Source organism: Solibacillus sp. FSL W7-1324 (genome assembly GCF_038008025.1).
Lineage (GTDB): Bacteria > Bacillota > Bacilli > Bacillales_A > Planococcaceae > Solibacillus.
This window is the reverse complement of the sequence record NZ_JBBOYH010000001.1, coordinates 2,498,243-2,512,815: the sequence shown is the minus strand read 5'-3', so window position 1 is coordinate 2,512,815 and position 14,573 is coordinate 2,498,243. Positions and strand designations below refer to the sequence as shown.

General features: G+C 39.6%; 14 protein-coding genes and 1 riboswitch. Of the genes, 13 read left to right on the top strand and 1 reads right to left on the bottom strand.

The genetic code is table 11. The features are described 5' to 3' along the window. The first annotated feature begins 34 nt into the window (after positions 1-34). From MKY71_RS12450 to MKY71_RS12410, 9 genes are all read left to right on the top strand, one after another. A complete protein-coding gene (locus tag MKY71_RS12450; RefSeq protein WP_339172426.1) occupies positions 35-448 on the top strand; it encodes a DUF350 domain-containing protein in 414 nt (137 codons plus the stop codon). Positions 449-865: 417 nt separating this feature from the next. Continuing rightward, the gene (locus MKY71_RS12445; RefSeq protein ID WP_339195290.1) at positions 866-2,557 is read left to right on the top strand and encodes a long-chain-fatty-acid--CoA ligase; all 1,692 of its coding nucleotides are present in this window, start codon (positions 866-868) and stop codon (positions 2,555-2,557) included. Between the two features lie 104 nt (positions 2,558-2,661). Beyond that, complete coding sequence (locus tag MKY71_RS12440) at positions 2,662-3,243, top strand: TetR/AcrR family transcriptional regulator (RefSeq protein WP_339172423.1); 582 nt, start codon at positions 2,662-2,664, stop codon at positions 3,241-3,243. A 14-nt stretch (positions 3,244-3,257) separates the two neighbouring features. Next, the gene (locus MKY71_RS12435) at positions 3,258-4,031 is read left to right on the top strand and encodes an enoyl-CoA hydratase (protein ID WP_340732814.1); all 774 of its coding nucleotides are present in this window, start codon (positions 3,258-3,260) and stop codon (positions 4,029-4,031) included. A gap of 62 nt (positions 4,032-4,093) precedes the next feature. Further along, positions 4,094-4,867 (top strand): electron transfer flavoprotein subunit beta/FixA family protein, encoded by a 774-nt coding sequence (locus MKY71_RS12430; RefSeq protein WP_339195289.1) that lies wholly within the window; start codon positions 4,094-4,096, stop codon positions 4,865-4,867. A 56-nt stretch (positions 4,868-4,923) separates the two neighbouring features. After that, positions 4,924-5,901, top strand: a complete 978-nt coding sequence (locus MKY71_RS12425; RefSeq protein ID WP_339195286.1) for an electron transfer flavoprotein subunit alpha/FixB family protein — start codon at positions 4,924-4,926, stop codon at positions 5,899-5,901. A 261-nt stretch (positions 5,902-6,162) separates the two neighbouring features. Continuing rightward, positions 6,163-6,477, top strand: coding sequence for a thioredoxin (gene trxA, locus MKY71_RS12420; RefSeq protein WP_339172413.1), 315 nt, complete (start codon positions 6,163-6,165; stop codon positions 6,475-6,477). Between the two features lie 135 nt (positions 6,478-6,612). Beyond that, positions 6,613-8,403, top strand: a complete 1,791-nt coding sequence (gene uvrC / locus MKY71_RS12415) for an excinuclease ABC subunit UvrC (protein ID WP_339172410.1) — start codon at positions 6,613-6,615, stop codon at positions 8,401-8,403. Positions 8,404-8,435: 32 nt separating this feature from the next. Further along, positions 8,436-8,614: riboswitch (Lysine riboswitch) on the top strand. Positions 8,615-8,702: 88 nt separating this feature from the next. After that, positions 8,703-9,935 carry an aspartate kinase gene (locus MKY71_RS12410; RefSeq protein WP_340732810.1) on the top strand — a complete coding sequence of 411 codons (1,233 nt, stop codon included), beginning with the start codon at positions 8,703-8,705 and terminating at the stop codon, positions 9,933-9,935. Between the two features lie 96 nt (positions 9,936-10,031). On the opposite strand, the gene MKY71_RS12405 is transcribed toward MKY71_RS12410, so the two are convergent. Next, a complete protein-coding gene (locus MKY71_RS12405) occupies positions 10,032-10,448 on the bottom strand; it encodes a YslB family protein (RefSeq protein WP_339172406.1) in 417 nt (138 codons plus the stop codon). 271 nt (positions 10,449-10,719) lie between these two features. Between MKY71_RS12405 and MKY71_RS12400 the strand changes: the two genes are divergently transcribed. From MKY71_RS12400 to MKY71_RS12385, 4 genes are all read left to right on the top strand, one after another. After that, positions 10,720-11,334 carry a succinate dehydrogenase cytochrome b558 subunit gene (locus MKY71_RS12400; protein ID WP_339172403.1) on the top strand — a complete coding sequence of 205 codons (615 nt, stop codon included), beginning with the start codon at positions 10,720-10,722 and terminating at the stop codon, positions 11,332-11,334. Between the two features lie 94 nt (positions 11,335-11,428). Next, positions 11,429-13,174, top strand: coding sequence for a succinate dehydrogenase flavoprotein subunit (gene sdhA, locus MKY71_RS12395; RefSeq protein WP_339195281.1), 1,746 nt, complete (start codon positions 11,429-11,431; stop codon positions 13,172-13,174). Between the two features lie 16 nt (positions 13,175-13,190). Next, positions 13,191-13,967: a succinate dehydrogenase iron-sulfur subunit gene (gene sdhB, locus MKY71_RS12390; RefSeq protein ID WP_251686562.1), complete on the top strand. Its 777-nt coding sequence runs from the start codon at positions 13,191-13,193 to the stop codon at positions 13,965-13,967. 142 nt (positions 13,968-14,109) lie between these two features. Then, positions 14,110-14,553, top strand: coding sequence for an acyl-CoA thioesterase (locus MKY71_RS12385; protein ID WP_340732807.1), 444 nt, complete (start codon positions 14,110-14,112; stop codon positions 14,551-14,553). The last annotated feature ends 20 nt before the right edge of the window (positions 14,554-14,573 follow it).

The following is a 14,573-nucleotide window of genomic DNA, read 5'->3' as shown; positions in this document are numbered from 1 at the left end:
ATAGAAAGAAAATAATTAAAGGGGGTAAAATGGATTGCTAGGATCAGACTTTTGGCACCATCCTCTCGTAGAAACAGCAGGCTATTTTAGTGTGGTAGTCCTTTGCCTATTCGTATCAATGATTTTATTTGAGATTGTAACAAAGTATAAAAATTGGGATGAAATAAAAAAAGGAAATGTCGCGGTCGCTTTAGCTACTGGAGGAAAAATTTTAGGCGTCTGTAATATTTTCAGATATTCAATTAATCAGCATACATCATTTATTGAAATGCTCGGTTGGGGTTTATTCGGTTTTACGTTACTAATCTTTGCCTATTTTTTATTTGAGTTTTTAACGCCGAAATTTAATGTGGATGAGGAGATTGCAGCTGACAACCGTTCAGTCGGATTTATCTCATTTACCATTTCACTCGGTTTGTCATTTGTTATCGGAGCAAGTATTTCATAGGAGCATATACATGGAAACATTATCGAAAATCTTACTCGTCGTCTGTTTCATTTTTTTCGCAGTCGGCATTTACTACATGATGACACTCTAAACATAAAAGCAAATGTCCTAGTATTTCGCTAGTGCATTTGCTTTTTTTACTGGTTTTGAAATTTATTATCACTCGACCAATCTATCCTTAACCAAAAAATATTTAATTTATTTAAAACTTTATTGGAAAAGTTATATTTCCATACTAAACGAATAGTCCTATATGTTTTATAGTCAATAATACTATAAAAGTCAAAATAAATAACGAGAAAATAATTGCATAAACGAGAATATAATGTGTATATCTATGAAAATAGTTTGAAACCATTTCCAGTTTTCATTATAATGATGTAAACAAGTAAAGCTTTATCGAAGGGGAGGAGTTTTATGACAGAAAAGGTTTGGTTGGCAAGCTATCCGAAAGAAGTACCACATTCAATTGAGTTGCCGGAAATACCTGTACACCAGTTTTTAACAGAAGCATTTGAGTCAATGCCGAATAAAGTGGCCATACACTTCATGGGGCGTGAACTTACGTACAAAGAGCTATATGAATCAGCATTGAAGTTTGCGAACTATTTGCGTTCTCTAGGGGTGGAGAAAGGCGATCGAGTAGCGATTATGCTGCCGAACTGTCCGCAAGCGGTTATCGCCTACTATGGCACGATGTATGCCGGTGGGGTTGTCGTACAGACGAATCCGCTTTATACAGAACGTGAGCTTCAATATCAGATGGCGGATTCCGGAGCAAAAGTAATCTTAGTGATGGATATTCTATACCCTAGGGCAATGAAAATATTACATGAAACTAATATTGAAAATGTCATTGTTTCAGGAATTAAAGATTATTTGCCATTCCCGAAAAACCTGGTGTATCCGTTCATCCAAAAGAAACAGTATGGTTTTAGTGTAAAGGTGGAGCATAGCGGAACGAATCACCTGTTCACAGAAATCATGAAAATGGCCAAGACGGATAAAATCGAGCAAGACTTTGATTTTGAAAACGATTTAGCCTTATTGCAATACACTGGGGGGACAACAGGTTACCCGAAAGGTGTTATGTTAACGCATAAAAACCTGATTGCAAATACATTAATGTGTGATGCATGGATGTATAAATGTAAAAAAGGTGAAGAGACAATTTTAGGCATACTTCCATTCTTCCATGTATATGGTATGACTACGGTATTAATTTTATCGGTCATGCAGCAGGGCAAGATGGTATTACTGCCGAAATTTGATGCAGAGCAAGCATTGAAAACGATTGATAAACAAAAACCAACTTTATTCCCCGGCGCCCCAACAATGTATATTGGCTTGTTGAATCACCCGGATTTATCAAAATATGATCTATCATCAATTAAAGCATGTTTAAGCGGTTCTGCTGCATTGCCACTGGAAGTTCAGGAAAAGTTTGAAGCATTGACAGGTGGTCGTCTAGTAGAAGGATACGGCTTAACCGAAACTTCTCCCGTAACACATGCCAACCCGATTTGGGATCATCGGATCAACGGTTCAATCGGTTTACCTTGGCCAAACACAGAAGCGGTTATTTTACGTTCAGGTGAAGCAGAAGTATTGCCTGTAGGTGAAATCGGCGAAATAGCGGTAAAAGGACCGCAAGTTATGAAGGGCTATTGGAATCGTCCTGAAGAAACAGCGATGACATTTACAGATGGCTGGTTTTTAACAGGGGATTTAGGTTATATGGATGAAAAGGGTTATTTCTATGTTGTTGACCGCAAAAAAGATATGATTATTGCAGGTGGATTTAATATTTACCCGCGTGAAGTAGAAGAAGTGCTGTATGAGCATGAGGCGATCCAGGAATGTGTCGTTGCCGGTATACCTGATCCGTATCGCGGAGAAACCGTTAAGGCGTATATTGTTCTTAAAGAGGGTAAATCAGTTACAGACAAAGAACTGAACGAGTATTGCCGTAAAAACCTGGCTGCTTATAAAGTGCCTCGTTTCTATGAATTCCGTCAAGAGCTGCCGAAAACAGCAGTCGGAAAGATTTTACGCCGTACATTGATTGAAGAAGAAAAACAGAAAATGGCACAACAAGAAGCAAAATAATTAATTGTTTAGCAAACTATTGACAGAATGCAGAACAAACTATAATATGAAAACATGAATGAATGGTCATTCATGTTTTCATATTTTTTTTGGTGGTGATCTGCTTGAAACGAAACAAACCCAAATATATGCAAATAGTAGACGCGGCAGTCATTGCTATAGCAGAAAACGGCTATCATCAAGCCCAGGTATCCAAAATAGCCAAACAAGCCGGGGTTGCTGATGGTACAATCTATTTATATTTTAAAAACAAAGAAGATATTTTAATTTCTGTATTCCAGGAAAAAATGGGTATTTTCGTAGAGAATTTACAGGCTATAATAAAAAGTGGGGAAACTGCTTCCGATAAGTTATGTAAAATGATCGAAAATCATTTCCGTGTTCTATCAAGTGATCGCCACTTGGCAACAGTAACTCAGCTGGAGTTACGCCAATCGAATAAAGAAATTAGACTGAAAATTAATTCTATTCTAAAAGAATATTTAATTTTACTAGATCAAATTTTAATCGAAGGTATGCTAAATGGTGAATTCAACCAGACGATGGATGTTCGTATTGCGAGACAAATGGTGTTTGGCACAATTGACGAAATTACGACAACTTGGGTAATGAATGAAAATCGATATGATTTATTAGAGCAAGCTCCGAAAGTAAAGCAATTACTGCTAAACGCACTAAAAGCATAAAGGGGATGTAGAGGATGGAGTTTCTAAGTTGGAAAGTAGAAGAAGGGGTAGCAATTGCAACAATTTCAAGACCACCAGCAAATGCACTTTCACAAGGCTTGATCCAAGATGTGAATGCACTTTTAGACGCTGTAGAAAATGATGAAAATGTACGTGTTATCGTCTTACATGGCGAAGGACGGTTCTTCTCTGCAGGTGCGGATATTAAAGAGTTTACGAGTGTACAGTCAGGAGAAGCATTTACAGGATTGGCGAAAAATGGACAAGATGTATTCGAGCGTATTGAAACATTCAGTAAACCGGTTATCGCCGCGATCCACGGTGCAGCATTAGGGGGCGGATTGGAACTTGCGATGGGATGCCATATGCGCTTTGTAACCGCATCGGCAAAATTAGGCTTACCTGAACTATCACTAGGCTTAATACCTGGATTCGCAGGAACACAGCGATTACCACGTTATGTTGGTGTAGCAAAAGCAGCGGAAATGATGTTTACAAGTGACCCGATTACGGGGGCTGAAGCTGTTGAGTGGGGATTAGCAAACCGTGCTTATTCCGATGAAGAGCTGTTGCCTGAAACATTGAAAATCGCTAAAAAAATTGCGAAAAAATCACCAATCGCGCTTAAAGCAGCGATCCAAATGCTGAATTACTCGAAACCATCATCTTATTACGATGGTGTAAATGCTGAAGCAAACAGCTTCGGTGAAGTATTTGTTTCGGAAGATGCTAAAGAAGGTATCAAAGCATTTATTGAAAAACGTGAGCCAGTGTTTACTGGCAAATAAAAAAATGTATTCTTCCCTGTTTTTCGGGATTAAAATTAAAAAGCTTTTAGGAGGTCTAGATTATGAATATTTTTGTATTAGTAAAACGTACTTTTGACACAGAAGAAAAAATCGTCGTATCAGGCGGTAAAATTCAGGAAGATGGTGCAGAATTCATCATCAATCCATACGATGAGTACGCAATTGAAGAAGCAATTCAAAAGCGTGACGCATTAGGCGGTAAAGTAACAGTTGTGACAATCGGTGGCGAAGATGCGGAAAAGCAGTTACGTACAGCTTTAGCAATGGGTGCCGATGAAGCGGTATTGATTAATACAGAAGATGATTTAGATGAGCTTGACCAATATTCTTCAGCTTATATTTTAGCGGAATATTTAAAAGACAAAGAAGCAGATTTAATTTTAGCAGGAAATGTAGCGATCGATGGTGGTTCAGGACAAGTTGGCCCGCGCTTAGCAGACCTGCTGGGCATTAACTACGTAACAACAATTACTTCATTGGAAATCGAAGGCACGAACGTTAAGATTGTGCGTGATATCGAAGGGGACGCTGAAGTATTAGAAACATCATTACCATTATTAGTAACAGCTCAACAAGGTTTAAACGAGCCGCGTTACCCATCTTTACCGGGGATTATGAAAGCGAAGAAGAAACCGCTTGCAGAACTGGAATTGGATGATTTGGATATCGATGAAGACGATGTTGAAGTAAAAGTAGAAACAGTTGAAATTTACTTACCGCCACAAAAAGCGGCTGGTCGTGTTTTAGAAGGTGATCTTTCTGCACAGGTAAAAGAATTAGTAAACTTACTTCATAACGAAGCAAAAGTAGTCTAATAGAAGTCAACTAGCGTACGAAAATTTTTACGAAGATGGTAATGGAGGGATATTCTATGTCAAAGAAAGTTTTAGTGTTAGGTGAAGTTCGCGAAGGGAGCTTACGTAACGTTTCATTCGAAGCAATTGCAGCAGGTTTACAAATCGCTGACGGCGGTGAAGTAGTAGGTTTATTAGTTGGGGATGCAGTAGCTGAATTAACACAGGAATTAATCGCATACGGAGCGAGCCGTGTTATCACAGTAGAACATCCACATTTGAAAAACTATACATCTGACGGATACAGCCAAGCAATTTTAGCAGTAATAGAACAAGAAAATCCAGAAGCAATCGTTTTCGGTCATACTTCTTTAGGTAAAGACTTATCGCCAAAAATTGCTTCACGCTTACAATCTGGTTTAATTTCAGATGTTACGGAAATTCAGGGAGCAGGCGATGATACAGTATTTGTTCGCCCAATCTACTCTGGTAAAGCATTTGAAAAAGTAAAAATCAAAGAGGGTATTATTTTTGCGACAATTCGTCCAAACAATATTCCGCCATTAGTAAAAGACGATTCTCGTTCTGGTGAAGTATCATCAGTATCAGTTGATATTACAAATTTACGTACAATCATCAAAGAAGTTGTACGCAAATCAACTGAAGGTGTAGATCTTTCAGAAGCGAAAGTAGTAGTTGCAGGTGGTCGTGGTGTTAAATCAGAAGAAGGTTTTGAGCCATTAAAAGAGCTTGCTAATTTACTAGGTGGAGCAGTTGGCGCATCTCGTGGTGCATGTGATGCTGAATATTGCGATTACTCATTACAAATCGGCCAAACTGGTAAAGTTGTAACACCTGATTTATATATCGCTGCAGGGATTTCTGGTGCGATCCAGCATTTAGCTGGTATGTCGAACTCAAAAGTGATTGTTGCGATCAACAAAGATCCAGAAGCGAATATCTTTAAAGTAGCAGACTACGGTATCGTTGGCGACTTATTCGAAGTAGTGCCAATGTTAATCGAAGAGTTTAAAGCACTTAAAGTAAATGCTTAACAAGTGATTAGGGGCTTCCTTCTTTTGAAGGGAGCCTTTAATTTTTATAATGGTGAGGTATGTATGGTGTGAAGAAAAACGGATATCGTATAATGCATTAAATTGTTTAAATAAAGGGTATAGTTCTTCTAATATCCTCTAAAATCCATCGGAAACAACGGCTAAATTTGAGGGTCATGATATTCCCAAGCATTTTACTACTGTTTAATTGGGAAAACATGCTATACTACAACCATATGTTATTTAAGGAGGCTATTTAATATGGCAATTGTACACGCGACAGATCAAACATTTCCACAAGAAATTTCAAACGGCACAGTTTTAGTAGACTTTTGGGCTACTTGGTGCGGACCATGTAAAATGATCGCTCCAGTTCTTGAAGAATTAGATTCAGAAATCGGTAACGATGTTAAAATCGTAAAAGTTGATGTTGATAACAACCAAGGTACTGCTGCTGATTACCAAATCATGTCAATCCCATCATTATTATTATTCGTAGATGGTGAATTAAAAGCAAAAACTGCTGGCTTCATGCCAAAAGAAGCTTTAGTTGATTTCATTAACGACAACAAATAATTAAACCATTGACCATTCAAACGCCAAGGCGTTACTGATATGTCAACAAGCCGTATGCCGTATAAGGTGTACGGCTTTTTTCTTATACCCCAATCAGTTAAAATAAAAGAAAGGACATATTAAACAGGTGAGAAAATGAATGCAATCATAAAAGCAAAACTAGAAATACTGCCAAATGAATCAGGTTGCTATATTATGAAAGACCGTCAAGGCACGATTATCTACGTTGGTAAGGCGAAAGTATTGAAAAATCGAGTACGTTCTTACTTTACGGGAAGTCATGACGGGAAAACTGCAAGACTAGTCAGTGAGATTGAAGACTTCGAATATATTGTGACTTCAAGCGATTTGGAAGCCCTTATTCTGGAGCTGAATTTAATTAAGCTGCATGACCCGAAGTATAATGTAAAACTAACGGATGATAAAACGTATCCTTATATAAAAATAACGAATGAACGATACCCTCGTATTATTACGACAAGAAAAGTGAAGAAGGATAAAGCGAAATATTTCGGTCCGTATCCGAATGCCTATGCGGCGAACGAAACGCGTAAATTACTGGACCGTCTGTACCCGCTTCGTAAATGTACGCATCTGCCTAACCAGGTGTGCCTGTACTATCACTTAGGTCAATGTTTGGCACCGTGTGTAAAGGATATTGAAAAACAGGTGTATGATGAAATGATTGATGAGATTTCGAAGTTCTTAAATGGGGGCGTCGAAGAAATACAACAAGACCTTCAGCAAAAAATGCTGGATGCAGCCGAAAATCTGGAGTTTGAGCGGGCAAAGGAATTCCGGGATTTGATTGCCCATATTGATCAGATTATGGAAAAGCAAAAAATCGTCACAGATGATTTAAGCAACCGGGATGTATTTGGCTATGCAGTGGAAAAAGGCTGGATGTGTGTTCAGGTGTTTTTCGTGCGTCAAGGTAAACTCATTGAGCGGGATGTTTCGGTTTTCCCGATCTATAATGAGCCGGAAGAGGAATTTTTAACATTTGTCGGGCGTTTTTACGAACAGCCGCATCATCTATTGCCAAAAGAGATTTTTGTACCGAAATCGATTAACGAAACAATTTTACAAAAGCTTTTGAATGTGAAGGTACTGACACCAAAGCGCGGTTCCAAAAAAGAGCTTGTTGATCTGGCGATGAAAAATGCGGAAATCGCCATTCATGAGAAATTCCAGTTGATTGAACGTCAAGAAGAGCGGACAGTAGGGGCTTGTGAAGCGCTTGCTGAAGCAATGCAAATTCCGTTGCCGCTTAGAATAGAGGCGTTTGATAACAGTCATATGCATGGTGCAGACCCGGTATCGGCGATGGTTGTTTTCATCGACGGGAAGCCTGCGAAAAAGGAATACCGGAAATATAAAACAAGGGAAGCGGCCAAGCATGATGACTATGGTGCGATGCAGGAAGTCATTCGACGTCGCTACACACGTGTACTGCGAGAAAACCTGCCATTGCCTGACCTGATTCTTATCGATGGGGGAAAAGGACAGATGGAAGTCGCACGTGAAGTAATTGAAGACGAACTTGGCTTAGTCATCCCGATTGCAGGACTTGCTAAAGACGAAAAGCATAATACGTCCCAGCTTTTATTTGGTACGCCTCCGGGAGTTGTACCGTTGAAGCGTACAAGTGACGGCTTCTATTTATTGCAGCGTATTCAAGATGAGGTTCACCGATTTGCGATTACATTTTTACGTCAGCAGCATCAAACGAATGCCATTACTTCTGTTCTTGATGGGATTGAAGGAGTGGGTCCGAAGCGGAAGCAGCAGCTTATGAAGCATTTTGGATCAGTGAAAAAAATTCGCGAAGCTAGCGAGCTGCAGCTGCAGGAATCAGGAGTACCGGCAAAATTGGCGGAAGTCATCTATCGTCATTTTCATGAAGCACCATTGAATAAAGAATAGGGTTGTGCTAATATAAAAGACAATTCAATATTTACTAAGATAGAGGCGCAGTATTCAACAGTACATTGCTCGAGGAAGAACAATTCCATTGACAGCAATCGAAAGGGGGTCCTGCCGAAGTGAAGTGCGTATTGTTCGCGCAGTTTGCTGGTTTTGCATTTAAGAGATGTAAAACTGTCAGAGCTTTATGTTCTGGAGGGCTATCCTGAAAAACTTATAACTATTATTTGTATTGACGGCGGCTTTCCATGAACATGGAAAGCCGTCTTTTTTGTTTTCGAATTTAAGGAGGGAAAAGAATGGAGACAGTTGTAGTAAAGTTTGGCGGTCCGGCATTGACTACACCGGAAAAAATCGTACACCTAGCTAAAAAAGTGATAAAAGAGCAAGGGCGTGGCATAAACTTAGTCGTTGTCGTTTCTTCAATGCCCGCTATACGACGAGAATTGAGACAATATGCTGCTGAAATTACCGATGAGCCGTCGAAACGGGAAATGGATGCACTTGTCTCATCAGCAACACAAATAACAAGTGCGATGCTTGCAATGGCGATTCAGGAGCATGGAGGCAAAGCTGTCTCTTTAGCTGGATGGCAAACAGGTATCCATACAAATCAAAAGCATGGTAACGCACGGATCGATAATGTCGATAGTAAACGAATTCAGGAACATTTGGCATTAGGCGAAATCGTCGTCGTAGCAGGTTTTCAAGGAGTTACGGGGACAGACAATATTTCAACATTCGGCAAAGGAGGTTCTGAAACTTCAGCGGTTGCACTTGCGGTTGCCCTCGAAGCAGAGCGTGTCGAGATTTTTTCATCGGTTGAAGGGATTTTCACAGCAGACCCAGAAATTGTAAAGGGATCTAGGAAACTACCGGAAGTTTCTTATGATGAGATGTTGGAATTTGCAAATTTAGGGGCTAAAATATTGCACCCACGTGCGGTTGAACTTGCCAAAAAATACAATATACCGCTCATTGTACGTTCTTTCGTACAGGACGTGGAAGGCACTTTTATTAAAGGGGATGTAGACATGGAGAAAAACTTACTTGTACGCGGGATAGCCTACGAATCGGATATTATTCGTTTGACGATCGGCTATGATTCGTATGAAACCGCGTCATTGGCAGAAGTGTTTAGTGTTTTAGCAGAAAATGATATCAATGTGGATATTATTGTTCAAGCAGTCATTGATGGCGTGAAGCCGACCATTTCCTTTACAATTTCCAAGGATGAGTTTGCGGAAGCATTACGGGTTTTGGAAACTAGTAAATTATCACTTGGATTTAGTTTTGCAGATTTTGAAGTAGGTTTAGCGAAAGTATCGATTATCGGTTCTGCGATGGCATCCAATCCGGGGGTGGCAGCTCGCATGTTTGCACGTTTGGGACGCGAACATATTCCTGTAAAAATGGTCAGCACTTCGGAAATTAAAGTGTCTGTCGTTGTACCACAGGAAGAAATGGTTCGTGCTGCGAATGTGCTGCATGAGGAATTCGATTTGGCAATGAAAGAAGTAACCGCTTCTTAAAGTAATAGCTGGAAATGAGCTGAAGTAGCTTATTTCCAGCTTTTTTATTGTGTAAATTTGCATCTTCACCAATAGATAATTATGATAAGTTGAAGACTAAATTTTCTCTTTTAAATCCCATTTTAACGTAAATTTTACGATGTGTTTGTCATTGTCTTTTTCTTCATAGCATTCCGTCAAATAGCCAAGCTGTTTTTGCTTCTGCTCTGCCAAAAAGCCGGCTTCAAGACGGAAACAACGTTGTACAATATTAAGTGGCAATTCCTCAGATGTCGAAAGTATGTAGTGAAGTTCGTCCTTCGTTTCCTTTTCCAGAATTAACTGGCCCCAGCCAGCTTCCATGAAAAATGAAGGCAGTTCATCCATTGAAAATAATGGGAACTTTCTTGCAATTTCTTTACCTGCCCAATATAAAACATCTTCTTCATGCTTTCCTAAAATAGAAGGAAGAAGATGGTCACGAATGATTTCGTAGCCAAAAGTTGGAATCGTTTTCATTTTGTACCCTTCCATATAAAAAACCTCTTTCATAAATTTTCGTATAATTTTCATTCTTTCGTGAAGAAAAGAGTTATAAGCAGAAAAAACGGTTCTCAAAACAGCGTAAAACCGTCTTTAAAATGATTATAAAATATCCTGCGTTGCCTTGACGCTAGTATCTGTTGAGAGTACAATGGACATGTCATAATATTGTACCATGATGAAATGCGCAGTCAACATCCCAACTTTTACAAATTTGAGGCGTTGCGCATGTGTATTTCAAGTACTAAGGGGGGTAACAGTTTTGTCGAAAGATCGTGAATTTTTATGGCGCCGCTTACACTCGTTACTAGGTGTAGTTCCTGTCGGGTTGTTCTTGGTGTTCCACTTATTTCTGAACTTCACTGCAATTGGCGGTGAGGAAACTTACAATAACGCTACAGGTGTTATGGAATTACTTCCACACTCGTTATTGTTAGCGATGGAATGGATTATTATCTATATTCCATTAATGTTCCACGGATTCTATGGAGTGTATATTGCTTTTACAGCGACATACAACACGGGACGTTTCAGCACATTCCGTAACTGGATGTTTGCATTGCAACGTTTCACAGGGATCTTCCTTGTAATCTTCATTGCGTGGCATATTTTCCAAACACGTATCCAAAAAGCATTAGGTGCTGAAGTTGAATTTAATATGATGGTTGAAATCGTTGATAATCCATTAATGTTAGTATTCTACATTTTAGGTATCGTTTCAGCAGCATTCCACTTAGCGAACGGTTTATGGTCGTTCTTAGTAAGCTGGGGTATTACACAATCTAACAAATCTCAACGAATCGCAACTTATGTTACATTGTTAATCTTCGTAGTATTAGCAATCGTTGGTGTTGCAGCTATCTTAGCATTCGTTTAATCACTTAACTTAGTCACTACTACATAGTTAAGTACCTAGACGGAATGGAATATGAGTAAAAGTTTTAGCAATTAATGAGGAGTGAGAAATAATCATGGCAAAAAGTAAAGTTATCGTCGTTGGTGGCGGTCTTGCTGGCTTAATGGCTACGATTAAAGCAGCTGAAGTTGGTACTGAAGTTGAATTATTCTCGTTAGTTCCGGTTAAACGTTCACACTCTGTATGTGCACAAGGCGGAATTAACGGAGCAGTTAATACAAAAGGTGAAGGGGATTCTCCATGGATCCACTTTGATGATACAGTTTATGGTGGTGACTTCTTAGCGAACCAACCTCCAGTTAAAGGTATGTGTGATGCAGCACCAGGTATTATCCACTTAATGGACCGTATGGGTGTAATGTTCAACCGTACTCCAGAAGGTTTACTTGACTTCCGTCGTTTCGGTGGTACGTTAATGCACCGTACAGCATTCTCTGGTGCGACTACTGGTCAACAATTATTATACGCACTAGACGAGCAAGTTCGTTCACACGAAGTAGCTGGTTTAGTTACGAAATATGAGCACTGGGAATTCCTTGGTGCAGTGCTTGATGACGAAGGCGTTTGCCGCGGTATCGTAGCACAAGATTTACGTAGTGAAGAAATTCGCTCATTCCGTTCTGATGCTGTAATTATGGCAACAGGTGGTCCTGGTATTATCTTCGGTAAAACAACTAACTCAGTAATCAACACTGGTTCTGCAGCATCGATTGTTTACCAACAAGGTGCAACATATTCAAATGGTGAAATGATTCAAATTCACCCAACAGCGATTCCTGGAGACGACAAAAACCGTCTAATGTCTGAATCTGCTCGTGGTGAAGGTGGACGTGTATGGACGTATAAAGACGGTAAGCCTTGGTACTTCCTAGAAGAGAAATATCCAGCTTACGGTAACTTAGTACCACGTGATATCGCAACACGTGAGATTTTTGACGTGTGCGTAAATCAAAAATTGGGTATTAACGGGGAAAACATGGTATACTTAGACTTATCCCATAAAGATCCTCATGAATTAGATATTAAACTAGGTGGTATCATCGAAATCTACGAAAAATTCGTAGGTGATGACCCACGTAAATTACCGATGAAAATCTTCCCAGCGGTACACTATTCAATGGGTGGATTATGGGTTGACTATGACCAAATGACTGAAATCCCTGGTTTATTCGCTGCAGGTGAATGTGACTACTCACAACACGGTGCAAACCGTTTAGGTGCGAACTCATTATTATCAGCGATTTACGGTGGTATGGTTGCAGGTCCCAATGCTGTTAAGTACATTAAAGGACTTAAAAAGCATGCAGAAGATTTACCTGAAGAAATCTATACGCGTCGCGTACAGGAAGAAACAGAAAAATGGGAAGCTATCCTAAAAATGGATGGTACAGAAAACGCTTACTTACTACACAAAGAGCTTGGTGAGTGGATGACTGACAACATGACTGTTGTACGTGTAAACGCAAAATTAGAAGAAACTTATGCGAAATTAACTGAACTTCAAGAGCGTTGGGAAAACATCAACATTAACGACACACAAAAATGGTCGAATCAAGGTGCTCACTTCACTCGTCAGTTAAAGAACATGCTATATTTAGCTAAAGTTATGACTAAGGGTGCATTATTACGTAACGAATCTCGTGGGGCTCACTACAAGCCTGAATTCCCTGAACGTGATGATGAAAACTTCTTAAAAACAACTATGGCGAAGTTCGATCCGGCAACGGGCGAACCAATTATTACTTATGCCGATGTAGACGTTTCGTTAATTCCACCACGTAAACGCGACTACTCAGCGTAGAAGGGGGAACTAAACAGTGGAAACAGTAAATACTGATAGAACAGTTAAGTTAGAAATCGTTCGTCAAGACAATGAGAATGGTGCTACACGCGTTGAGAAGTTTGAAGTTCCTTACCGTCCAGGTATGAACGTTATTTCTGCTCTTATGCATATTCAAAAAAATCCTGTTACTGCTGATGGTCAAAAAACGACTCCAGTAGCATGGGATATGAACTGTCTGGAAGAAGTTTGTGGTGCATGTTCAATGGTAATCAACGGACGTCCACAACAATCTTGTTCAGCATTAGTAGACAAGTTAACTCAACCAATTCGTTTAGAGCCAATGAAAACTTTCCCGGTTATCCGTGACTTACAAGTAGACCGTGAGCGCATGTTTAACGCACTTAAGAAAGTTAAAGCATGGGTACCTATCGATGGTACTTATGATTTAGGCGAAGGTCCTCGTATGCCAGAGCGCAAACGTCAATGGGCTTATGAATTATCAAAATGTATGACTTGTGGTGTATGTATGGAAGCATGTCCAAACGTTTCTGAATCTGCATCATTCATCGGTCCATTTGCATTATCTCAAGTACGTTTATTCAACACACACCCAACAGGTGCAATGAATAAAGACGAGCGTTTAAATGCAATCATGGGCGATGGTGGTCTTGCAAACTGCGGTAACTCACAAAACTGTGTAGCTGCATGTCCAAAAGGTATTCCTTTGACAACATCTATCGCTGCACTTAACCGTGAAACAACAGTTCAAATGTTCAAAAACTTCTTCGGTTCTGACCACATGGTTGACTAATCGAATGAATATAATTGACCCTCACCTTGGTGGGGGTCTTTTTGTTTTGGATCGCTTTTTGATTTCTGACAAATTATGCTATAATGAATGAGTATTCATTATCAGGGGATGATGATGGAATCAGACAAAGGGGGAATTTATTATGCGAGCTACATATATTCAGGATGCAACAGAATGGATGGCAGGATTTTCGTTTTCGACAAAGGTAAAGGTGCGTTTTTCGGAAACGGATATGTACGGGCATGTGAACAATACAAAAGTATTTGCCTATTTCGAGTATGCACGTATCGAATATTTTAAAGCATTAGGATTTGATTTTACAGCAGGATCAGATACGGGAAATATGCTCGTTGTTGCGGATATCCAATGTGATTATTTAAAAGAAGTGTTTTTCGACGAAGAATTGACAATATTTGTTAAAACCGCATCAATCGGCACATCATCGATGAATTTGCATTATTTGGTGAAAAATGAAAAAGATGAAGTGTGCTATACAGGGCGCGGAACGCTTGTACAATTGAGCAGTGACACGGGGAAAGGTGTCCCGTTACTGGAAGAACAAAAAAAATTATTGCTTGGGAAATAGTTAAATGCCCTCACCTGCTT